This window comes from Pseudomonas sp. MBLB4123 (assembly GCF_051904775.1).
Classification (GTDB): Bacteria; Pseudomonadota; Gammaproteobacteria; order Pseudomonadales; family Pseudomonadaceae; genus Aquipseudomonas; species Aquipseudomonas benzenivorans_B.
The window spans coordinates 3434702-3453927 of record NZ_CP196711.1 but is presented as its reverse complement, the minus strand read 5'-3'; the positions used below and the strand labels follow the sequence as shown (position 1 = coordinate 3453927).

23 protein-coding genes are annotated in these 19226 nt (G+C 67.5%); 5 read left to right on the top strand and 18 right to left on the bottom strand.

The annotated features are described in order from the left end of the window. Positions 1 to 6: 6 nt before the first annotated feature. From cyoE to ACSX1C_RS16000, 4 genes are read right to left on the bottom strand one after another with little or no spacing between them, the layout of a single operon-like run. Positions 7 to 906 (bottom strand): heme o synthase, encoded by a 900-nt coding sequence (gene cyoE, locus ACSX1C_RS16015; protein WP_439886955.1) that lies wholly within the window; start codon positions 904 to 906, stop codon positions 7 to 9. Between the two features lie 24 nt (positions 907 to 930). After that, positions 931 to 1989 (bottom strand): COX15/CtaA family protein, encoded by a 1059-nt coding sequence (locus tag ACSX1C_RS16010; RefSeq protein WP_439886954.1) that lies wholly within the window; start codon positions 1987 to 1989, stop codon positions 931 to 933. A gap of 9 nt (positions 1990 to 1998) precedes the next feature. Next, positions 1999 to 2580 (bottom strand): hypothetical protein, encoded by a 582-nt coding sequence (locus ACSX1C_RS16005; protein WP_439886953.1) that lies wholly within the window; start codon positions 2578 to 2580, stop codon positions 1999 to 2001. Next, complete coding sequence (locus ACSX1C_RS16000) at positions 2555 to 3286, bottom strand: SURF1 family protein (RefSeq protein WP_439886952.1); 732 nt, start codon at positions 3284 to 3286, stop codon at positions 2555 to 2557. Before ACSX1C_RS16000 ends, ACSX1C_RS16005 begins: the two co-directional genes overlap by 26 nt. Positions 3287 to 3360: 74 nt before the next feature. On the opposite strand from ACSX1C_RS16000, the gene ACSX1C_RS15995 reads away from it, so the two are divergent. Further along, positions 3361 to 3564, top strand: a complete 204-nt coding sequence (locus tag ACSX1C_RS15995) for a twin transmembrane helix small protein (RefSeq protein WP_439886951.1) — start codon at positions 3361 to 3363, stop codon at positions 3562 to 3564. A gap of 5 nt (positions 3565 to 3569) precedes the next feature. Here the strand turns inward: ACSX1C_RS15995 and ACSX1C_RS15990 are convergent, their stop codons facing one another. From ACSX1C_RS15990 to coxB, 4 genes are read right to left on the bottom strand one after another with little or no spacing between them, the layout of a single operon-like run. Continuing rightward, the gene (locus ACSX1C_RS15990; RefSeq protein ID WP_439886950.1) at positions 3570 to 4457 is read right to left on the bottom strand and encodes a cytochrome c oxidase subunit 3; all 888 of its coding nucleotides are present in this window, start codon (positions 4455 to 4457) and stop codon (positions 3570 to 3572) included. A gap of 11 nt (positions 4458 to 4468) precedes the next feature. Beyond that, positions 4469 to 5032 carry a cytochrome c oxidase assembly protein gene (locus ACSX1C_RS15985; protein ID WP_439886949.1) on the bottom strand — a complete coding sequence of 188 codons (564 nt, stop codon included), beginning with the start codon at positions 5030 to 5032 and terminating at the stop codon, positions 4469 to 4471. Between the two features lie 10 nt (positions 5033 to 5042). Beyond that, positions 5043 to 6632, bottom strand: coding sequence for a cytochrome c oxidase subunit I (gene ctaD, locus ACSX1C_RS15980; protein WP_318644227.1), 1590 nt, complete (start codon positions 6630 to 6632; stop codon positions 5043 to 5045). A gap of 4 nt (positions 6633 to 6636) precedes the next feature. Beyond that, positions 6637 to 7761 carry a cytochrome c oxidase subunit II gene (coxB, locus tag ACSX1C_RS15975; RefSeq protein WP_439886948.1) on the bottom strand — a complete coding sequence of 375 codons (1125 nt, stop codon included), beginning with the start codon at positions 7759 to 7761 and terminating at the stop codon, positions 6637 to 6639. Between the two features lie 355 nt (positions 7762 to 8116). On the opposite strand from coxB, the gene ACSX1C_RS15970 reads away from it, so the two are divergent. Then, positions 8117 to 8773, top strand: coding sequence for a hypothetical protein (locus tag ACSX1C_RS15970; protein ID WP_439886947.1), 657 nt, complete (start codon positions 8117 to 8119; stop codon positions 8771 to 8773). A gap of 25 nt (positions 8774 to 8798) precedes the next feature. Here the strand turns inward: ACSX1C_RS15970 and ACSX1C_RS15965 are convergent, their stop codons facing one another. The 6 genes from ACSX1C_RS15965 to prlC form a co-directional block, all read right to left on the bottom strand. After that, positions 8799 to 9524 (bottom strand): carbonic anhydrase, encoded by a 726-nt coding sequence (locus ACSX1C_RS15965; protein ID WP_439886946.1) that lies wholly within the window; start codon positions 9522 to 9524, stop codon positions 8799 to 8801. 94 nt (positions 9525 to 9618) lie between these two features. Then, entirely contained in the window at positions 9619 to 10677 is a 1059-nt protein-coding gene (locus ACSX1C_RS15960; protein WP_439886945.1) for a PA0069 family radical SAM protein, read from the bottom strand. Between the two features lie 80 nt (positions 10678 to 10757). Next, on the bottom strand, positions 10758 to 11399 hold the full coding sequence (locus ACSX1C_RS15955) for a Vat family streptogramin A O-acetyltransferase (RefSeq protein WP_439886944.1): 642 nt from the start codon (positions 11397 to 11399) through the stop codon (positions 10758 to 10760). A gap of 62 nt (positions 11400 to 11461) precedes the next feature. Then, positions 11462 to 12244, bottom strand: coding sequence for a DUF3658 domain-containing protein (locus ACSX1C_RS15950; protein ID WP_439886943.1), 783 nt, complete (start codon positions 12242 to 12244; stop codon positions 11462 to 11464). Between the two features lie 21 nt (positions 12245 to 12265). Further along, a complete protein-coding gene (locus ACSX1C_RS15945) occupies positions 12266 to 12538 on the bottom strand; it encodes a YheV family putative zinc ribbon protein (RefSeq protein ID WP_439886942.1) in 273 nt (90 codons plus the stop codon). Positions 12539 to 12549: 11 nt separating this feature from the next. Next, positions 12550 to 14598: an oligopeptidase A gene (gene prlC, locus ACSX1C_RS15940; protein ID WP_439886941.1), complete on the bottom strand. Its 2049-nt coding sequence runs from the start codon at positions 14596 to 14598 to the stop codon at positions 12550 to 12552. Between the two features lie 135 nt (positions 14599 to 14733). Between prlC and ACSX1C_RS15935 the strand changes: the two genes are divergently transcribed. Together ACSX1C_RS15935 and ACSX1C_RS15930 are read left to right on the top strand one after the other, a co-directional pair. Further along, the gene (locus tag ACSX1C_RS15935) at positions 14734 to 15279 is read left to right on the top strand and encodes a gamma carbonic anhydrase family protein (RefSeq protein WP_439886940.1); all 546 of its coding nucleotides are present in this window, start codon (positions 14734 to 14736) and stop codon (positions 15277 to 15279) included. A 23-nt stretch (positions 15280 to 15302) separates the two neighbouring features. Further along, the gene (locus tag ACSX1C_RS15930; RefSeq protein ID WP_439886939.1) at positions 15303 to 15950 is read left to right on the top strand and encodes an HAD family hydrolase; all 648 of its coding nucleotides are present in this window, start codon (positions 15303 to 15305) and stop codon (positions 15948 to 15950) included. Positions 15951 to 15996: 46 nt separating this feature from the next. On the opposite strand, the gene ACSX1C_RS15925 is transcribed toward ACSX1C_RS15930, so the two are convergent. Further along, on the bottom strand, positions 15997 to 16227 hold the full coding sequence (locus tag ACSX1C_RS15925) for a DUF1161 domain-containing protein (RefSeq protein ID WP_439886938.1): 231 nt from the start codon (positions 16225 to 16227) through the stop codon (positions 15997 to 15999). Between the two features lie 27 nt (positions 16228 to 16254). After that, a complete protein-coding gene (locus ACSX1C_RS15920) occupies positions 16255 to 17364 on the bottom strand; it encodes an aminopeptidase (protein ID WP_439886937.1) in 1110 nt (369 codons plus the stop codon). 86 nt (positions 17365 to 17450) lie between these two features. On the opposite strand from ACSX1C_RS15920, the gene ACSX1C_RS15915 reads away from it, so the two are divergent. Beyond that, positions 17451 to 17870 (top strand): PA0061/PA0062 family lipoprotein, encoded by a 420-nt coding sequence (locus tag ACSX1C_RS15915; RefSeq protein WP_439886936.1) that lies wholly within the window; start codon positions 17451 to 17453, stop codon positions 17868 to 17870. Positions 17871 to 17876: 6 nt separating this feature from the next. On the opposite strand, the gene ACSX1C_RS15910 is transcribed toward ACSX1C_RS15915, so the two are convergent. Together ACSX1C_RS15910 and ACSX1C_RS15905 are read right to left on the bottom strand one after the other, a co-directional pair. Next, the gene (locus ACSX1C_RS15910) at positions 17877 to 18881 is read right to left on the bottom strand and encodes an LLM class flavin-dependent oxidoreductase (RefSeq protein WP_439886935.1); all 1005 of its coding nucleotides are present in this window, start codon (positions 18879 to 18881) and stop codon (positions 17877 to 17879) included. A 115-nt stretch (positions 18882 to 18996) separates the two neighbouring features. Continuing rightward, positions 18997 to 19212, bottom strand: a complete 216-nt coding sequence (locus ACSX1C_RS15905) for a dodecin (protein WP_439886934.1) — start codon at positions 19210 to 19212, stop codon at positions 18997 to 18999. Positions 19213 to 19226 lie beyond the last annotated feature (14 nt).

Here is a 19226-nt window from a genome sequence, read left to right as displayed (position 1 = left end):
CAACGTTTACAGGTTGAGCAGCAGGTAGTGATCGGCCAGCAGGGCGATGAACAACAGGAACAGGTACCAGATACTGTACTTGAAGGTGCTGATCGCCGCGTGCGGCCGGCTGTCACGGTACAACACCCAGGCCCAGTGCAGAAAGCGCAGGCCCAGACCGACGGCGCAGACCAGGTAGAGCAGGCCGCTCATGTGGATGGCGTAGGGCAGCAGGGTGACCGCGAACATCACGCAGGTATAGAGCAGGATGTGCACCTTGGTGTAGTGCTCGCCGTGGGTCACCGGCAGCATGGGAATATCGGCCTTGGCGTACTCGGCCTTGCGATGGATGGCCAGGGCCCAGAAGTGCGGTGGGGTCCAAGCGAAGATGATCAGCACCAGCAGCAAGGGTTCGGCGCTCATATGCCCGGTCACCGCGACCCAGCCGAGCAGCGGCGGCGCGGCCCCGGCCAGGCCGCCGATGACGATGTTCTGCGGCGTGGCGCGCTTGAGAAAGCCGGTGTAGATCACCGCGTAACCGAGCAGCGAGGCTAGGGTCAGCCAGGCCGCCAGCGGGTTGGTGAAGGCCAGCAGCAGCGCCATGCCCGCCACCGCCAGCAGCAGGGCGAAGCTCAGCGCCGCGACCGGGGAGACGCGGCCTTCGGCCAACGGCCGCTTGTGGGTGCGCGCCATGAGCGAGTCGATGCGCCTGTCCACCACGTGGTTGACCGCCGCCGCCGCGCCCGCGCACAGGCCGATGCCCAGGTTGCCGAACAGCAGCACCTGCCAGGGCACCCCGGCACGGGTGGCGAGGAACATGCCGACCAGCGACGTGATCAGCATCAGCAGCACCACCCGCGGCTTGGTCAGCTCCAGGTAGTCGCGCCAGCCGGCTTGGGCGTGTTGCTTGCGCAATAGGGTAGCCATCGCTTCTCTCCTCGATCGTTCTTCTTATTCGTTCGGCAGCGCGCTCAGCCCGTGGCTGGGCGGCGGCGGAGCCGTCCGGACACGGGCCGCGGCAGCCGCCAACGCGGCCGGGTGCAGGCGGTAGTTGATCAGCACCAGGCACAGCAACAGCCCGGCGCCGCCGGCGTTGTGCGCCACCGCCACGGCCAGCGGCAGATGCAGCAGCACGTTGCCGATGCCCAGCGCCAGCTGCAGGCCCAGCGCCAGCAGCAGCAGGCCCGCCAGGCGCGGCGCGCCGGCGACACGCAGGCGCCAGGCCAGCAGTAGCAGGGTGAGGCTGACCAGCAGGGCGCCCAGGCGGTGGCTCATATGAATGGCCGTGCGCGCATCGCTGTCGAGCTGGCCGCCGAGGTAGTTCGGGCCTATGTGCTGGGTCAGGTGGAAGCCGTTGGCGAAGTCCATGGCCGGCCACCACTGGTCGTGGCAGGTCGGCAGGTCGACGCAGGCGACAGCCGCGTAGTTGCTGCTGACCCAGCCACCGAGGGCGACCTGACCGATCACCAGGGTCAGGGCCAATGTGGCCAGGCCGCGCAATGCCGCGGGCGGCCGTTGCACGGGCGCGACCGCTCCGGACAGGCGCAGGGTCAGCAGGAACAGCAGGCTGAGGGTGGCGAAACCGCCGAGCAGGTGAGCGGTGACCACCTGCGGCCAGAGCTTGAGGGTCACGGTCCACATGCCGAACGCCGCCTGAATCAGCACCAGGCCGAGCAGCAGCAACGGCAGCCGCAGCGGCTGGCCGGGTTCGCCGCGCCGACGCAGGGCCTGCACGGCCAAAGCGAGGATCACCAGGCCGAGACTGCCGGCGAAATAGCGGTGGATCATCTCGTACCAGCCCTTGGCCACCTCCAGCGGCGCCTCGGGAAAGCGCGCCTCGGCCAGGGCCTGGCTCTGCTCGCTCATCGGCACGCCGAGAAAACCGTAGCAACCGGGCCAGTCCGGGCAGCCGAGGCCGGCGTGGCTGAGCCGGGTATAGGCCCCGAGCATGACCACCAGCAGGGCCAGCAGGGTGGCGAACAGGGCCAGGGGGTATCCGGGTTTGCGCATGGCGAATCCTTAGCCGATTTGCGAGATCTTCAGCAGATAGCGTAGGTCGTCGAGGATGGCTTTGCCCTTGCTGCGGCCGTCGTAACGCAGCACCAGGTTGCCGTGGGGGTCGACTATCCACAGCTGGGCGCCTGCTCTGCCGCCGGTGGCCTGCCGATAGACCGGCAGCTGCACGCGGTAGCGATCCAGCTGCGGATACTCGCGGCGCAGCCTGGCATCCAGCTCCGCGTCCAGTCCCTCGCCACTGGCCAGCCCATGAGCGGCCCGCGTGGCGTCGCGATTGAGGCCGATGTGGATCTGCCGGGCGAGGAACACCAGTTGCTGGCAGTCCTGCCCGCAGGCATCGGGGGTGGTCACCAGCAGCTGCCAACGACCCTCCTCGGCCGTCACCCCCAGGTCGGCGCGGGTCAGGCCGGTGCCGATCAGCTCGCCGTGGTAGCTGCGCGTCTCCGGCACCCAGAAACGCCACTGGTACATGGCGCTGGCCAGGATCATCGGGCCTATCACCACGGCGAGGATCAGCAGCAGCTGCAGGCGGCCGCGCCAGCGGCGGCCAGTCTTGGCGTCAGGCAGGGCGATGGCTGGGTTCATGGCGAGTCTCCCGCGCGTTATGCAGACCGAAATAGATGAACAGGCCGAGCAGGGCCGCCGCCAGGGCGAACCATTGCACGGCATAGCCCAGGTGCTTGTCCGGGCTCATGGCGACCACCGGCCAGTCGGCCTGGAAGGCCGCGGGGCCTGGCTCCAGGCGCAGCTCATGGCGCAGGCCGGCGCGTCCCAGGCGTTGCCACAGGGCCTCGGGCTCGACCTGGGTGATCAGCTGCGGCCAGCCCGACGGTCCCTGCCCACGGCCAAGCTGGAAAGGCTCGCCCGGCGGCACATAGGCCCAGGCGGTCAGGCTCAGCCTGTCTTCGGGGGTGCTGAAAGCGGGTGCGACGCGGCGGTCCGGCCAGGGCAGCCAGCCGCGGTTGAGCAGCAGCCACAGGCCGCTGGGCTGGTCGTAGAAGGGTTGCAGCACCTCCACCCCGGCCCGGCCGTCGCGGATGCGGTTATCCAGCAGCAGGATGTGCCGCGCATCGAAGCGCCCGTTCAGACGGACCCGGGTATAGGCCCAGTCTGCCCGGCGCTCCAACTGGTTTACCTCGATGGGTACGGCGAGCCGGCGAGCCTGATGCACGGCCAGCAGCTCGCGCTTCTGCTCGGCTCGCGCCAGCTGCCAAAAGCCCAATCCCAGCAGCGACGGTAGCAGTGCCAGAACCAGCAGGCTGGGCAGCAGGCCGGGGCGAAAGGCGTTCATGGCCACCCCGCAAATGTACCGATCAAGCTGGGTATACTGCCTCTACCGCGCATTGCCCTTCCCCGGAGTTCCCTATGCTCAAGGTCGCGATCGTCATCCTGCTGCTGGCCACCCTGGTCAGCCTGTTCAGCGGCCTGTTCTTTCTGGTCAAGGACGAGGGGCGCAGTTCGCGCCTGGTCAACGCCCTGACCGTACGGGTGACGCTCACCGCGCTGACAATCGGCCTGATCGCCTGGGGCTTCTACAGCGGCCAGCTGGGCTCCCAGGTCACCTGGTAGCCGGTTCACAGCACATAGACGAAGGTGAACAGGCCGATCCACACCACGTCGACGAAGTGCCAGTACCAGGCCGCCGCCTCGAAAGCGAAGTGCTGGTCGGGGCTGAAGTGCCCACGCAGGATGCGTACCAGCATGACCGTCAGCATCAGGGCACCCAGGGTCACGTGGGCGCCGTGAAAGCCGGTGAGCATGAAGAAGGTCGCGCCGTAGATGCCCGAGCCCAGGGTCAGACCCAGCTCGTTGTAGGCATGGATGTACTCCTCGGCCTGGAACACCAGAAAGGCCGCGCCGAGCAGGATGGTCAGCGCCAGCCACAGCTTCAGCGGCTTGCGCTGGTTCTTGCGCAGGGCATGGTGGGCGAAGGTCAGGGTGAAGCTGGAGGTGACCAGCAGCACGGTGTTGAGCAGCGGCAGTTGCCAGGGGCTGATGATGTCGCTGGGCGCGGGATAGAGCTTGGGGTCCGGATTGTTGAGCAGCGGCCAGGTGTACTCGAAACCCGGCCACAGCATGTTGGCGATGCCCTTGTCGCCCTCGCCGCCGAGCCAGGGCCCGGCGAAGGTGCGCACATAGAACAGCACGCCGAAGAAGGCGGCGAAGAACATCACCTCGGAGAAGATGAACCAGCTCATGCCCCAGCGGAAGGAGCGGTCCATCTGCGCGCTGTACAGGCCGGCGCGGCTCTCCTTGATCACGTTGCCGAACCAGCCGAACAGCATGTAGGCCAGGAACAGGCTGCCGATGAAGAAGATCAGCGGGCCGTTGGAGTCCGCTCGCTCGGCCTTGAGGTCGTTGAACCAGGTGCCGACACCATAGACGGTGATCAGCAGGCCGAGGGTCGCGATGATCGGCCACTTGCTCTGGGCCGGAACGTAGTACTGCTCGTGACTCGACATTGTTGTGCTCCTTATGGAGTCGCCCGGACAAGGGTCGCCTGGGCGACAGGCGATTTACGCGCAGTGATATCGAACAGGGTGTAGGCCAAAGTCAGGTGCTTGACGTCCTCGGGCAGGTCCCGGTCGACGATGAAACGCACCGGCATCTCGATGCGCTCGCCGGGCTGCAGCACCTGCTGGGTGAAGCAGAAGCACTCGGTCTTGTGGAAATAGGCCGCCGCCTTGGACGGCGCCACACTGGGTACGGCCTGGGCGGTCATGGGCCGGTCGGTGGGGTTGTGGGCGACGAAGCGCATCTCGTTGCTCGCTCCCGGGTGCACCGTGAGCTCATCGGCCAGCGGGCGGAACTCCCAGGACATGCCGGCGGCGTTGGTGGCGAGGAACTGCAGGCGCACCTGGCGCCGCTCGTCCACCACCTGGGCGCCCTGGTAGGCGCCGGCGGTCTTGCCGTTGATGCCGAAGGCCTGGCACATGACGTCGTAGATCGGCACCAGGGCGAAGCCGAAGCCGAACATGGCCAACACCACCAGCAGCAGGCGCTGGACCAGGCGACGGGTTCCCATGGCTTCGCTCATGCGTCTGCTCCTACTTCACGTCCGGCGGGGTCTGGAAGGTGTGATAGGGCGCCGGCGACGGCACGCTCCACTCCAGCCCCTCGGCGCCATCCCAGGGTTTGGCCGCCGCCGGTGCGCCGCTTCTGATGCACTTGATGACGATGAACAGGAACAGCAACTGGGTCGCGCCGAACATGAAGGCGCCGATCGAGGAGACCATGTTGAAGTTGGCGAACATCATGTTGTAGTCGGGAATGCGCCGCGGCATGCCGGCCAGGCCGACGAAGTGCATGGGGAAGAACGCCAGGTTCATGCCGATGAAGCTCATCCAGAAGTGCAGCTTGCCGAGGGTCTCGTCGTACAGGCGCCCGGTCCACTTGGGCAACCAGTAGTAGACCGAGGCGAAGATGCCGAAGATCGCCCCGGGCACCAGCACGTAGTGGAAGTGGGCCACCACGAAGTAGGTGTCGTGGTACTGGAAGTCCGCCGGGGCGATGGCCAGCATCAGCCCGGAGAAGCCGCCGATGGTGAAGAGGATGACGAAGGCCACCGAGAACAGCATCGGCGTCTCGAAGGTCATCGCGCCCTGCCACATGGTGCTGGCCCAGTTGAACACCTTCACCCCCGTGGGCACGGCGATCAGCATGGTGGCGTACATGAAGAACAGCTCGCCGGTCAGCGGGATGCCCACGGTGAACATGTGGTGGGCCCAGACGATGAACGACAGGAAGGCGATGGACGCCGTGGCGTAGACCATCGAGGTGTAACCGAACAGCGGCTTGCGGGCGAAGGCCGGGATGATCGAGCTGACCGCGCCGAAGGCCGGCAGGATCATGATGTACACCTCCGGATGGCCGAAGAACCAGAACACATGCTGGAACAGCACCGGGTCGCCGCCACCGGCGGCGCTGAAGAAGCTGGTGCCGAAGTGCACGTCCATCAGCATCATGGTCACGCAGCCGGCCAGCACCGGCATCACCGCGATCAGCAGGAAGGCGGTGATCAGCCAGGTCCAGACGAACAGCGGCATCTTCATCAGGGTCATGCCGGGGGCGCGCAGGTTGAGGATGGTGGCGACGACGTTGATCGCCCCCATGATCGAGCTGATGCCCATCAGGTGGATGGCGAAGATGAAGTAGGTGACGCTCTCCGGCGCATAGGTGGTGGACAGCGGCGCGTAGAAGGTCCAGCCGAAGTTGGGTCCGCCGCCGGCGCTGAACAGGGTGCTGACCAGCAGGCCGAAGGCCGCCGGCAGCAGCCAGAAGCTGAAGTTGTTCATCCTTGGTAAGGCCATGTCCGGCGCGCCGATCATCAGCGGGATCATCCAGTTGGCCAGGCCGACGAAGGCCGGCATCACCGCGCCGAAGACCATGATCAGGCCGTGCATGGTGGTCATCTGGTTGAAGAACTCCGGCTGCACGATCTGCAGGCCGGGCTGGAACAGCTCGGCACGGATCACCATGGCCATCGACCCGCCCAGCAGGAACATGGCGAAGCTGAACCACAGGTACATCGTGCCGATGTCCTTGTGGTTGGTGGTCAGTACCCAGCGCATCAGGCCCTTGGCCGGGCCATGGTGGTGGTCATGCGCGGCATGACCCTGGTCGATCACTGCACTCATGTCCTTACTCCTGAGCCTTTTTGAACGCGACGATGTCCTGCGGGGTGACCATGTCACCGAGCTTGTTGCCCCAGGCATTGCGCTCGTAGGTGATGATGGCGGCGAGATCGACTTCCGACAGTTGCTTGCCGAAGGCGGCCATGGAGGTGCCGGGCTTGCCGTTGACCACTATGCCGATATGGCCGTCGGCGGGACCGGTGGCGATGGCCGAGCCCTTGAGGGCCGGGAACATCGGCGGCAGGCCCTCGCCGCTGGCCTGGTGACAGGCCGCGCAGCTGGTGGCGTAGGCCTTCTCGCCGCGGGCCATCAGCTCCTCGAGGGTCCACTGCTTGCTGGTCAGCTCCTTCTCGGCGGCGGCGGCCTGCTGGCGCTCGGCCAGCCAGATTGCGAAGTCTTCCTTGGACTTGGCCTCGACCACCACCGGCATGAAGCCGTGATCCTTGCCGCACAACTCGGTGCACTGGCCGCGGAAGATGCCGGGCTCGTCGATGCGCGTCCAGGACTCGTTGACGAAGCCGGGGATGGCGTCCTTCTTCACCGCCAGCGCCGGCACCCACCAGGAGTGGATGACGTCGGCGGAGGTGATGAGGAAGCGCACCTTGGCTCCGACCGGCACCACCAGCGGCTCGTCGACCTCCAGCAGGTAGTGCGGTCCCTTCTCGGCCTGGTTGTTGATCTGCTCGGCCGGCGTGGTCAGGTTGCTGAAGAACTCCACGTCCTGGCCCAGGTACTTGTAGTGCCATTTCCACTGGTAGCCGGTGACCTGGACATCCAGCTCGGACTCGCTGCTGTCGTAGATGTCGATCAGGGTCTTGGTCGCCGGAATGGCCATCAGCACCAGGATCACCAGCGGCACCACGGTCCAGAGAATCTCCACCGTGGTGCTCTCGTGGAAGTGCGCGGGCTTCTGTCCCGCGGCACGGCGGTGCACCAGCATCGACCAGAACATGGCGCCGAACACCAACACGCCGATGACGACGCAGATCCAGAAGATGGTCATGTGCAGATCGAAGACTGAGCGGCTGACCTCGGTGGCACCGGGCGCTATGTTCACGCCCCACTCGGCCTGCGCCGAGCCCATCGCCAACCACAGCAGGAGGCCCATCCAGACTCGTGGATGTCGCATCATTGCGGGTTCCCCTTATGGTTCTTGTTATCCCGCCGGCAAAGCCTGCGGCAAAGGGATCGACTGCCATAACTGCTGGCGACAACTGTCGAAACCTCTCCGTGCCGAAGCCCGTCCGGTTCCATCAGATACAGCCTTTCGGGTTCGAGTATAGACGGCGACTTCTAGCTCGCAACGCGCCGAGGAAAATGTCCGAAGCCTTGTGCTAAACGCCACGGGCGGCCAATGGCCGGGCGCAATCGGCCCCGAGCGGATATAGCTCGCTCGCATAAGGATTAAAAAATTATGACAATTGCATCTGAGCTGCCGCTTCCGGCCAGCTAAGGTTCACGTCCATGTCCTCACATCAGGAGCAGTCATGAACACAGCCGCCTTGCGCGACCTGATACAACGCGCCCACCAACACGAAGCCGCCAGCGGCCAGCTGGCACGTCAGCTGCAAGCCCAACTCGACCGTCTGCACCCCTCCATTCGCCTGCCGAGCCAGGATGCCCTGGGCGTTCTCACGCGCTTCGTGGCGGCCTATATCGAGCAGGTGCCGGACGTGCTGGACGCCGCCCAACAGGTGGCCCGCGAAGCCGGTATCGAGGAGCGGATCAAGCCGGTACTGAAGGTCGCCGAAGAGTTCTTCCTGCAGCCGCCGGCGCTGATGCAGGGGCACGAGGGCCTCGACGGCCTGCTGGACGAGGCCTACCTGGCCCATCGCCTGGTCGAGGAGGTCAACGACCGCTATAGCGCCCACCTGGGCCGGCCGCTGATTCCGCTGGATACCACGGTGGCCAACCTGATCGCCCACCAGCTGATCGGCGAGCCCTTCGCCAACCAGCTGGACGGAGCCGTGCACCATGCCGTGGAGGGCATGCTCGACGCGGACAGCTTCAGCCAGGCCTCGGTGCGCGCCTACCGCGAGCGCCTGAGCGACCCGCAGACCGAGGCGGCCTGGCAGCGCTGGCCCTGCCTGTCCGGGCAACTGGGGGTCGAGCTGGTGCTGGACCCCTCCCGCGCCGCCAGCTGACCTCCGCCTAGCACGCCGCCGCAGTTCAGCCCTGGGGGTAACGGGCGCGCGGCGTGGCCATCGGCAGGGGGCCATCGTCGATCGGGCGGAACTCGCCCTGCTCGGCGTCGTAGGCGCGGATGGCGCAGGTCTCGATGTCATAGACCCAGCCGTGGATGAACAGCTGACCGCTGGCCAGCTTGGCCGCCACCGAGGGGTGGGTGGACAGGTGGTTGAGCTGGGCCACCACGTTCTCCTCGGTGAGGATGCCGAGGGTCTCATGGCCGCCGCAGCCGCAGTTCTCCTCGACCACCCGCAACGCCACCTCGCTGTGGCGCAACCAGGCCTTGACCGTCGGCATGCGCTCCAGACTCTCGGGCGCCAGCACCGCCTTCATCGCGCCACAGTCGGAGTGGCCGCAGACGATGATGTGCTGCACGCCCAGCGCCAGCACGGCGTACTCGATGGCGGTGGAAACCCCGCCCATCATCTGCCCGTAGGGCGGCACCACGTTGCCGACGTTGCGGCTGACGAACAGGTCGCCCGGGGCGCTCTGGGTGATCAGCTCGGGAACGATGCGCGAGTCGGCGCAGGTGATGAACATGGCGCGCGGGTTCTGCGCGGTGGCCAGTGCCTTGAACAGCTCCTCCTGCTGCGGAAAGACCTCGTGGCGGAAGCGCTTGAAACCGCCGACTATGGCATTCAGCGCCTCGTCGGCGCTCTCCGGCGCGGTACGTGCTTTCAAGGGAATGGCGTTGTGCTTGTAGGGCATTGCAGCTACCTCCTGCGGAAACGGTCGCGCGGTGGCGAAGGTGAAGATTATCGGTCTGCCATGCGGACAGCCGCCAGCCTCGACGAGTCACAATTTACAGCAATGCCAGCTGACCGCCCGGCGGGCAGAAGCGCGAGCAATCCAGTTCGAAACCCTCCCGGCGCTGCAGGCCGAGGCGCTTGCTGGCCACGGCGAAGCGCCGCGCCAGTAATTCGGCGAAGGCGCCCTCGCCGCGAAAGCGCGTAACGAAGCGGCTGTCGTACAGGGCGCCGCCGCGGCTCTGGCGCACCAGGCTGAGGACGTGCTCGGCACGCTGCGGATAATGCGCCCGCAGCCACTCCTCGAACAGCGGCGCAACCTCCCGGGGCAAGCGCAGGAACATATAGGCGGCGCTCTGCGCCCCGGCGTCCCCGGCAGCCTCGAGCAGACGCTCGAGTTCCATGTCGTTGATCATCGGAATCATCGGCGAGCAGAGCACCCCCACCGGGATGCCGTGGCCGCGCAGTACGCGGATCGCCCGCAGGCGCGCCGCCGGGGCCGCCGCGCGCGGCTCCATGATGCGTTTGAGTTCGTCGTCCAGGGTGGTCAGGCTGATCATCACCGCCACCAGGCGCTGGCGCGCCAACTCCGCGAGCAGGTCGAGGTCGCGTAGGATCAGCGCGCCCTTGGTGACGATGGTCACGGGGTGGCGGTAGTCCAGCAGTACCTGCAGGGTGCGTCGGGTCAGTTGCTGCTGGCGCTCGATCGGCTGGTAGGGGTCGGTGTTGGAGCCCAGGTTGATCGGCGCGCAGACATAGCCGGGCCGGCTCAGCTGCTGCTCGAGCAGCGCCGGGGCGTTGGTCTTGGCGATCAGCCGGGTCTCGAAGTCGAGGCCCGGCGACAGATCCCAGTAGGCGTGACTGGGCCGCGCGTAACAGTAGATGCAGCCGTGTTCGCAGCCACGGTAGGGGTTGAGCGAGCGGTCGAACGGCAGGTCCGGCGACTGGTTGCGGGTGATGATGCTCTTGGCGGTTTCCGCGCGCACCTCGGTGGCGCGGCTGGGCGGCACCTCCTGGAACCAGCCGTCGTCCTCGGCCACCGCGCGGGTCGGCGCGAAGCGGTTGTGCGGATTGCTGGCAGTGCCGCGACCGCGGGGCGGGAGGGATGCAGGCATGGCGGGGCTCCATTAACTGTATTTATATACAGTATATGCGGCTTTTCCCGCCATCGTTCGCCTTCCGCCGGATGGCGCTCTCAATCCTCGGCGGCGCAGCGCTCCAGCGCGTCGATGTCGGCGGCCATGATGGCGGCGAGGTGACGACCGATCTTTTCCACCGGCCAGTCCCACCAGGCGACTCGCAGCAGGCGCACGACCACTTCGTCGGCGAAACGCCGCTTAAGCGGCGCGGCCGGGTTGCCGCCGACTATGCAGTAGGGCGGCACGTCGCGGGTGACCACCGAGCGCGCGGAGACGATGGCGCCGTGGCCGATCTGCACACCCGGCATGATCAGGCTGTCGTAGCCGATCCACACGTCGTGGCCGATCCGCGTGTCGCCCTTGTAGGGGAATTCGTCCGCCGCCGGCGCGTGGCGCTCCCAGCCACCGCCGAAGATCTGGAAGGGGTAGGTGGAGAAGCCGGAGAGCTTGTGGTTGGCGCCGTTCATGATGAACTTGACCCCGCGGGCCAGGGCGCAGAACTTGCCGATCACCAGACGATCGCCGATGAAGGGGAAGAGGTAGAGCACGTTGCGCTCGAAGTTCTCGGCACCGTCCGGGTCGTCGTAGTAGCTGTAATCGCCGATCTCGATCTGCGGGTTGCTCACCACATTCTTGATGAAGCAGACCTGGGGAAACCCGGCCATGGGGAAGGGATTACGCGGATCGGGTCCCTGCATGCACGACCTCCTGCCGTTCACTGTCCGGCCATGCCTCGGCCAGCCGTCGCCGGCGTCCCGGGTCAGGCACCGTAGCGGCGCCTGACCCGCAGCTCGCCGGTATCGCTGACATGGGTCCCGCCGGCCAGTTCGAGCAGGCCGCTGGCGGCCAGCTCGCGCACGCGCCAGAACAGGAACATGTCGGTGGGGAAGAAACCGTCGCAACGGGCCATGACCTCGGCCAGCACGCGCAGCAACGGCTGCCACTGGACCGAGCACCATTGCACCAGACTGGCGTCGATGGCGTCGTGGTCCTCGCCCTGGAAGGCGCCGTCGCGCCAGCGGCGGATCGGCGCGCTTTCCGCCAGCGTCGCCCGCCACTGGGCGGCCAGCTGCCGCCGCCGTTGCGCCTCGATCGGTTGCGGTCGATAGAGCGCGGGCAGGTCTGCGGGCTCGACCATGGTCACCGAGCGGCGACTGGCCACGCCGCTGTCGCCCGTGCCGCAGGACACCTCCCACAAGCCCAGGCCCGTGCCCTCCAGCGCCGCGGCCACCCGCGCCAGCAGCAGCTGCTCGCAAGCGCTGTCGCCGTGCCAGACCGTGACCGGACGCTCCTGCTGCGCCAGGGCGGCGAGCCAGCGGGCATCGTCATTCAGGCCGCCGTGAAAATCCGGCACCAGCATGGCCTGGGGCCAGAGCGCCTGCCAGTAGGCCACGCGGGCGGCGCACGGGGGCTGCTCGATATCCGCCAGAGGTCCCACCGCCAGGTCGTCGCGCAACACCCGCAGCGCATCGTCGGCCCGGGCCCGGCCGAGGACCAGGGTGACACCTGGCACCGCCGCATCGCCGCATACCAGGTGCCACATGCTCCCTCCTCGGCCTACGCCTTACTCGCCGGGCTTGTGCAACTTGGGATTGGGGAAGAACTGCACCGACTTGACCTTGGGGTCGGCGGCCTTGGGCTTGAGGGCGCCGACATTGACCCGGGTCGGCAGCTCCTTGACCATCGAATTGCCGCGCGCATCCAGGGTGTCGGCATAGCCGCAGCGCACGCACTCGCGGTGCGGCACGCCGTCCTCGTCCCACATCTTGATGCTGTCCATCTCGCTGCAGGCCGGGCACACGGCACCGGCGATAAAGCGTTTCTTGGCATGGCTCATAGGCGATCCGCTTAAGCGGCCTCCTGACTCAGGCCGAGGTGACGGAGCAGGGCGTCGATACGCGGCTCGCGGCCGCGGAAATCGACGAACAGCACCATCGGCTCCTGGGAACCGCCGCGGGCGAGGATCGCCTCGCGGAAGGCACGGCCGGTGTCGCCATTGAGCACACCCTCCTCCTCGAAGCGGGAGAAGGCGTCGGCGGACAGCACCTCGGCCCACTTGTAACTGTAGTAGCCGGCCGCGTAACCGCCGGCGAAGATGTGCGCGAAACCGTTGGCGAAACGGTTGTAGGCCGGCGGACGCAGCACCGAGACCTCGTCGCGCACGCCCTCGAGCACCTGCAGCACGCTGCGGCCGTCGCCATGGTGGGCGTGCAGCTCGAAGTCGAACAGGCTGAACTCCAGCTGGCGCACCATCATCAGCCCGGACTGGAAGTTCTTCGCCGCCAGCATCTTGTCCAGCAGGTCCTGGGGCAGCGGCTCGCCGCTCTCGAAATGGCCGGAGATCAGCGCCAGGCCCTGGGGCTCCCAACACCAGTTCTCCATGAACTGACTGGGCAACTCGACGGCGTCCCAGGCCACGCCGTTGATGCCCGAGGCGCCGGCCTGCTCGACCCGGGTCAGCAGGTGGTGCAGGCCGTGGCCGAACTCGTGGAACAGGGTGGTGACCTCGTCGTGGGTCAGCAGTGCCGGCTTGCCGTTGACTGCCGGGGTGAAGTTGCACACCAGGTTGGCCACCGGGCTGATCAGCTCGCCGCTGGCGCTGCGGCGCTTGTCGCGGGCGCCGTCCATCCAGGCGCCGCCGCGCTTGTGGGCGCGGGCGTAGAGGTCGAAGAAGAAGCGCCCGACGTGCGCACCGTTCTCCTTGATCTCGAACAGGCGCACGTCCGGGTGCCAGGTGTCGAAGCCGGAGAGCTCCTCGATCTGGATGCCGTAGAGCTGCTCGACGATGGCGAACAGGCCGCTTAGCACCTTGTCGATGGGGAAGTAGGGCCGCAGGATCTCCTGGGAGATGCTGTAGCGCTGCTCGCGCAGCTTCTCGGCGTAGTAGCCGACGTCCCAGCTCTGCAGGTCCGCACAGCCCTGTTCAAGGGCGAAGGCGCGCAGCTCGTCCAGATCCTGGGCGGCGAACGGCTTGCTGCGCACCGCCAGGTCGCGCAGGAAGCTCAGCACCTGCTCGCCGGACTCGGCCATCTTGGTCGCCAGGCTCAGCTCGGCGTAGTTGGCATAACCCAGCAGCCTGGCCAGCTCCTGGCGCAGGTCGAGGATTTCCTGCATCACCGGGCCGTTGTCGTGCTGGCCGGCGTTCGGCCCCTGGTCGGAGGCGCGGGTGCAGTAGGCGGCGTAGACCTCCTCGCGCAGCGCGCGGTGGTCGGCGTAGGTCATCACCGCGTAGTAGCTGGGGAACTCCAGGCTGATCAGCCAGCCATCCAGGCCCTTGGCTTCGGCGGCCTGCTGCATCTGCGCCTTGGCCGACTCGGTCAAGCCGGCCAGCTGGGTCTCGTCGGTGACGTGCTTGGTCCAGGCCTGGGTGGCATCCAGCAGCTGGTTGGAGAAGCGGCTGCCGAGCTCGGCGAGCTTGCTCTGGATGGCGCCGAAACGCTGCTTGTCGGCCTCCGCCAGGTCGATGCCGGACAGGTGGAAGTCGCGCAGGGCGTGCTCGAGGATGGTCTTCTGCGCCACCTCGAAGCCGGCGGCCGCGGGGCTGTCGGCCAGAGCCTGGTAGGCCTGGTACAGCGCGCGGTTGTGGCCCAGCTCGGTCCAATACTCGGACAGCTTGGGCAGGCAGGCCTCGTAGGCCTGGCGCAGCTCGGCGCTGTTGCACACCGCGTTGAGGTGGCTGACCGGGCCCCAGGCGCGGCCCAGGCGCGCGTGCAGCTCGTCGAGGGCCAGCACCAGGCCGTCCCAGCTCGGTGTGCCAGACTGTTGCTTGAGGAGTTCGGCGATGGCCGCGCGGCTGTCGGCGAGGATGGCGTCGATGGCCGGCTCGACATGCTCCGGGCGGATGGCGGAATAGGGTGGCAGGTCGAAGTCTTGCAGCAGGGGGTTGTTCGCAGTCACGACTGAGGCACCTGTAACCAAGGGAGTTTCATGCTGGCCCGGCGCTGGCAAATAGCCTGCAAAGACGGGTTTCAGCGGATTTGCCGGCTATCTTAATTACAATCACCGCTCACCGCAGCTTAAGAGGTTTCTATCGTGGCGATTCGCAGTTATCAGCAGTTCACCCCGCAACTCGGCGAGCGGGTGTTCGTCGACGCCTCCGCCGTGGTCCTCGGCGACGTGGAGATCGGCGACGACAGCTCGGTCTGGCCGCTGACGGTGATCCGCGGCGACATGCACAGCATCCGCATCGGCGAGCGCTCCAGCGTGCAGGACGGCAGCGTGCTGCACATCACCCACGCCGGCCCCTTCAACCCCGGCGGCTACCCGCTGAACATCGGCGACGATGTGACCGTCGGGCACAAGGTCATCCTGCACGGCTGCAGCATCGGCAACCGGGTGCTGGTCGGCATGGGCAGCATCGTCATGGACGGCGTGGTGATCGAGGACGAGGTGGTACTCGGCGCCGGCAGCCTGGTGCCGCCGGGCAAGCGCCTGCAGAGCGGCTACCTCTATGTCGGCAGCCCGGCCAGGCAGGCCCGCGCGCTGACCGAGGAGGAACGCAGCTACTTCCGCTACAGCGCCGACAACTACGTGCGCCTGAAGGACCAGCACCTGATGGAAGGCTTCTCCTCCAACTGATCCCGCCCCGCACAAGGTTGTCCATGCACTACCAGAACCTCCTCTTCGACCTCGACGGCACCCTCACCGACCCGCGCGAGGGCATCACCCGCTCGGTGCAACACGCCCTGGTCCGCCTGGGCATCGAGGCACCGGACCCTGCCAGCCTGGAACACTTCATCGGCCCGCCCTTGCTGCAGTGCTTTATGCACAGCTATGACCTGGATGAGGCCACGGCCTGGCAGGCGGTCGGCCACTACCGCGAGCGCTTCGCCGCGGTCGGGCTGTACGAGAACCGGGTGTTCGACGGCATCCAAGCGCTGCTGGAGACCCTCAATGGCCAGGGCCGCAGGCTGTATATCGCCACCAGCAAGCCGACCCTGTTCGCCGAGCGGATCGCCGCGCACTTCGACTTCGCCCGGCACTTCCAGGCGATCCACGGCAGCGAGCTGGACGGCACCCGCACCGACAAGGCCGAGCTGATCGGCCATCTGCTGGCGGAGGAAGGCCTCGCGGCGCGGGACACGCTGATGATCGGCGACCGCAAGCACGACCTGATCGGCGCCCGGCGCAACGGCCTGGACGCGGCGGCGGTGGGCTATGGCTTCGGCAGCGCCGAGGAGCTGCAGGCCGAGGCGCCGACCTACCACTTCGCCACCCTGGGCGACTTGCGCCGGGCCTTCGCCGCCTAGGACGGGGTCGGCGCCGCAATGCCCGGTGCGTCAGGAAGAGCCGGGCTCAACCGTTCTTCTGGTAGATGATCTTCTTGGTGCCGTTGTCGCAGCTGCCGACCACCATGCTCGGGTCGTGCACCTCGTCGTTCGCCACGATCTCCAGGGTGTAGCTGATCACCCCGGCGGCCTGGATCTTCACCTCGATCTCCCGCTTCAACTCCTCGCAGGGCTTGGGCTGCGCCAGCGCGGCGGCGCTCAGCAGGCCCAGTACGGCTAGCAGCATCCATCTGTTCATGGTCCATCGCCTCTGGTCGCGAGACTCCTAGGGTTGGACCCATGGCGTGGCGGGCAAGTTCTGCTCGGCGCCCTGCAAGGCCTGCAGCGCCGCGCCTCGCTGCGGCGCCGGCAGGCGACCGAGGGCGGCGGCGCGGCGGTAGAAGGCCGGCCAGTCGCCGCCCACCTCGGCGTACAGCGCAGCGAAGGCCGGCACCCAGCTGTCGTACAGGCCGAACGGCAGCAGCTTGGCGTTGTTCAGCGGCGCCTCGATCCAGGCGTCGTAGCGGCCGACGCCGCCCCACTGGCGATCGCGCAGCGCCCGGTAGTCGCGGCGTAAGCGAGCGAACTCGGCCTGCTTGGCGGCGCGCATGGCCGGCGCCGGCAGGTCGCGGGCATACAAGGCGCGCAGGCGCTCGCGGCTGGCCAGTACCAGGGCGCTGAACTGTTCGCGCTGGCGCAGCAGCGCCGCCTCGGCCTCGGGCAGCCCGCGGGCCGCGCGCCAACGGCGCAGCCCCTCGCGCTCGACGAAGGTGGCGAAGGACTCGTTGAAGGCCGTGTCGCCGGGCACATACAGCCGCTGGTGGGCCAGCTCGTGGAAGATCACCGCCGCCAGACGCTCGTCGCTCCAGGCCAGCATGGTGTTGAGCAGCGGGTCGTCGAACCAGCCCAGGGTCGAGTAGGCCTCGACGCCGCCGATGTAGGTATCCAAGCCCCGTTGCTGCAACAGCGCCGCCGCGCCGCGGGCGCGGCCCTGGCGGTAGTAGCCGCGGTAGGCCACGCAACCGGCGATGGGGAAGCAGTGGGTCTCGGGTTCCACCGAGAACTCGGCGGCGGCGAACAGGTTCCACAGCACATAGGGTCGCCCCAGATCGGCGTACAGGCGATAGCTGCGGTTGTCCGGCAGGGCCAACTCGGCGCTGGCGAAAGACCGCGCCTGCAGCGCCAGGGCCAGGCGCTGACGCAGCGGCGCGGCGGTGGCGGGATCGGCCAGCAGATCCTCGACGGGCTGGCGCGCCCGCAGCAGCTCGAACTGGCCGGCGGCCAGCTGGCCGTAGTAGTCCAGGGTGCTGCACCCCCCCAACAGCAGGGCCGCCAGCAGCGGAACCCAGCGCCAGGCCGGGGAGTCGATAGAGTAGGGAGTGCGGCCTTGGGTCATGGCGTCCACGCTAGCGCATCGCGGCGGCTGCCTCCACCCCGGGATCGGCGTAGGCTGCATCCCACCATTCGATTGCGGAGCCCCTCATGCGTCGTCTCGCCCTGATCGCCAGCCTGTCCCTCCTCGGTGCCTGCGCCTCGCCGTTGCCGGCCCACGATCCGGGACTGGCCTGGGTCGAGCTGTACACCCCGCCCAGCGACCTGCTGATGGCCGACAAACTGGACGGCAAACGCCTCGACGACGGCCGCTACTTCCAGGTGACGCCCGGCGCCCACGAGTTGATCAGCCGCTTCCAGTTCGAGGTGCCCGGTGGTGGCGGCATCAACGTCATGGCCGAGCCGATCCAGCGCACCTGCGAGATTCGCGTGCGCTACGCCGACTTCGCCGCCGGCCAACGCTATCTGCTGGAGGCCCGATCCATGGTGACCAGCGCCCAGGCCTGGCTGTACGACGATCAGCGCAATGTCCTGGCCCGCGGCCGGGTACTGCGCTGCGGGGTGTTCTAGCCCGGATCACCCGCGCCGGTGCAGTTCGGCCAGCAGCTCGAAGGAGCGCAGGCGATCGTCGAAGTCGTAGAGGTCGCCGGTGAAGATCAGCTCGTCGGCATCGGTCTGCTCCAGCAACACCTCCAACTTCGCCCGCACCTTGGCCGGGCCGCCGACCACCGCCAGGCCGAGAAAGTCGCCCACCGCCTGCCGTTCGTGAGGCAGCCACAGCCCCTCCATGCTCGCCACCGGCGGGCGCTGCACCAGGCTCTGGCCGCGCAGCAGGGCGAGAATCCGCTGGTACACCGAGGTCGCCAGATAGTCGGCGCGCTCGTCGCTGTCGGCCGCCACCAGCGGCACGCCGAGCATCACATAGGGCCGCTCGAGCACCGCCGAGGGCTTGAAGTGATTGCGATAGACGCGCAGCGCCTCGTGCATCAAGCGCGGCGCGAAGTGCGAGGCGAAGGCATAGGGCAGGCCCCTCTCGCCGGCCAGCTGGGCGCTGAACAGGCTGGAGCCGAGCAGCCACAGCGGCACCTGGGTGCCGCTGCCGGGCATGGCGATGACCCGCTGCTCCGGGCTGCGCGGGGCCAGGTAGCGCTGCAACTCGGCGACATCCGCGGGGAAGTCGTCGGCGCTGCCGGAGCGCTCGCGACGCAGCGCCCGGGCGGTGAACGGGTCGGCCCCCGGGGCGCGGCCCAGGCCCAGGTCGATGCGCCCGGGATAGAGGGTGGCGAGGGTGCCGAACTGCTCGGCGATCACCAAGGGCGCATGGTTGGGCAGCATCACCCCGCCGGAACCGAGGCGGATGCTGCGGGTGCCGGCGGCTAGGTAGCCGAGCAGCACCGCGGTGGCCGAACTGGCGATGCCGTCCATGTTGTGGTGCTCGGCCACCCAGAAGCGGGTGAAGCCGAGGCGCTCGGCGTGCTGCGCCAGCTTCAGCGAGTTGCCCAGCGCCTGGGCCGGGCCGCCGTCGTCGCGGATCGGCGCGAGGTCGAGAATGGAAATCCTGGTCTGTGCTAGAACGCTCATCGGCCCGCCTGGTCGTAAACCCCTGCTGATCGACGCCGGGGCGGCGCCAATACCCGAGTGGCATAGTGGGGCTCAATGACGAGATTCCAAGGCCGACGGTCGGCCGGCGCAGTCCTCAGCTGTTGGCGATGCGGAAACCGACCTTGAGCGTCACCTGGAAATGGCCGACCTTGCCGTTCTCGATATGGCCGCGGGTTTCCACCACCTCGAACCACTCCAGGTTGCGGATGGACTTGGCGCACTCGGCCAGGGCGTTGTTGATCGCCTCGTCGGTGCTGACCGGCGACGAGCCGACGATTTCGATTTTCTTGTAGGTGTGATGGTTGGACATGGCGCTTGCTCCTC

Bases quoted from the DNA above. Each gene is read 5' to 3' on its own strand.
- coxB (WP_439886948.1), bottom strand. From the start codon at position 7,761: ATGATGCGACATCCACGAGTCTGGATGGGCCTCCTGCTGTGGTTGGCG.
- ACSX1C_RS15910 (WP_439886935.1), bottom strand. From the start codon at position 18,881: ATGAGCGTTCTAGCACAGACCAGGATTTCCATTCTCGACCTCGCGCCG.
- ACSX1C_RS16000 (WP_439886952.1), bottom strand. From the start codon at position 3,286: ATGAACGCCTTTCGCCCCGGCCTGCTGCCCAGCCTGCTGGTTCTGGCA.
- ACSX1C_RS15965 (WP_439886946.1), bottom strand. From the start codon at position 9,524: ATGCCCTACAAGCACAACGCCATTCCCTTGAAAGCACGTACCGCGCCG.
- ACSX1C_RS15985 (WP_439886949.1), bottom strand. From the start codon at position 5,032: ATGAGCGAAGCCATGGGAACCCGTCGCCTGGTCCAGCGCCTGCTGCTG.
- cyoE (WP_439886955.1), bottom strand. From the start codon at position 906: ATGGCTACCCTATTGCGCAAGCAACACGCCCAAGCCGGCTGGCGCGAC.
- ACSX1C_RS15950 (WP_439886943.1), bottom strand. From the start codon at position 12,244: ATGTGGCACCTGGTATGCGGCGATGCGGCGGTGCCAGGTGTCACCCTG.
- ctaD (WP_318644227.1), bottom strand. From the start codon at position 6,632: ATGAGTGCAGTGATCGACCAGGGTCATGCCGCGCATGACCACCACCAT.
- ACSX1C_RS16005 (WP_439886953.1), bottom strand. From the start codon at position 2,580: ATGAACCCAGCCATCGCCCTGCCTGACGCCAAGACTGGCCGCCGCTGG.
- ACSX1C_RS15945 (WP_439886942.1), bottom strand. From the start codon at position 12,538: ATGAGCCATGCCAAGAAACGCTTTATCGCCGGTGCCGTGTGCCCGGCC.
- ACSX1C_RS15955 (WP_439886944.1), bottom strand. From the start codon at position 11,399: ATGCAGGGACCCGATCCGCGTAATCCCTTCCCCATGGCCGGGTTTCCC.
- ACSX1C_RS15970 (WP_439886947.1), top strand. From the start codon at position 8,117: ATGAACACAGCCGCCTTGCGCGACCTGATACAACGCGCCCACCAACAC.
- ACSX1C_RS15905 (WP_439886934.1), bottom strand. From the start codon at position 19,212: ATGTCCAACCATCACACCTACAAGAAAATCGAAATCGTCGGCTCGTCG.
- ACSX1C_RS15995 (WP_439886951.1), top strand. From the start codon at position 3,361: ATGCTCAAGGTCGCGATCGTCATCCTGCTGCTGGCCACCCTGGTCAGC.
- ACSX1C_RS15915 (WP_439886936.1), top strand. From the start codon at position 17,451: ATGCGTCGTCTCGCCCTGATCGCCAGCCTGTCCCTCCTCGGTGCCTGC.
- ACSX1C_RS15925 (WP_439886938.1), bottom strand. From the start codon at position 16,227: ATGAACAGATGGATGCTGCTAGCCGTACTGGGCCTGCTGAGCGCCGCC.
- ACSX1C_RS15920 (WP_439886937.1), bottom strand. From the start codon at position 17,364: ATGACCCAAGGCCGCACTCCCTACTCTATCGACTCCCCGGCCTGGCGC.
- ACSX1C_RS15960 (WP_439886945.1), bottom strand. From the start codon at position 10,677: ATGCCTGCATCCCTCCCGCCCCGCGGTCGCGGCACTGCCAGCAATCCG.
- ACSX1C_RS16010 (WP_439886954.1), bottom strand. From the start codon at position 1,989: ATGCGCAAACCCGGATACCCCCTGGCCCTGTTCGCCACCCTGCTGGCC.
- ACSX1C_RS15990 (WP_439886950.1), bottom strand. From the start codon at position 4,457: ATGTCGAGTCACGAGCAGTACTACGTTCCGGCCCAGAGCAAGTGGCCG.
- ACSX1C_RS15930 (WP_439886939.1), top strand. From the start codon at position 15,303: ATGCACTACCAGAACCTCCTCTTCGACCTCGACGGCACCCTCACCGAC.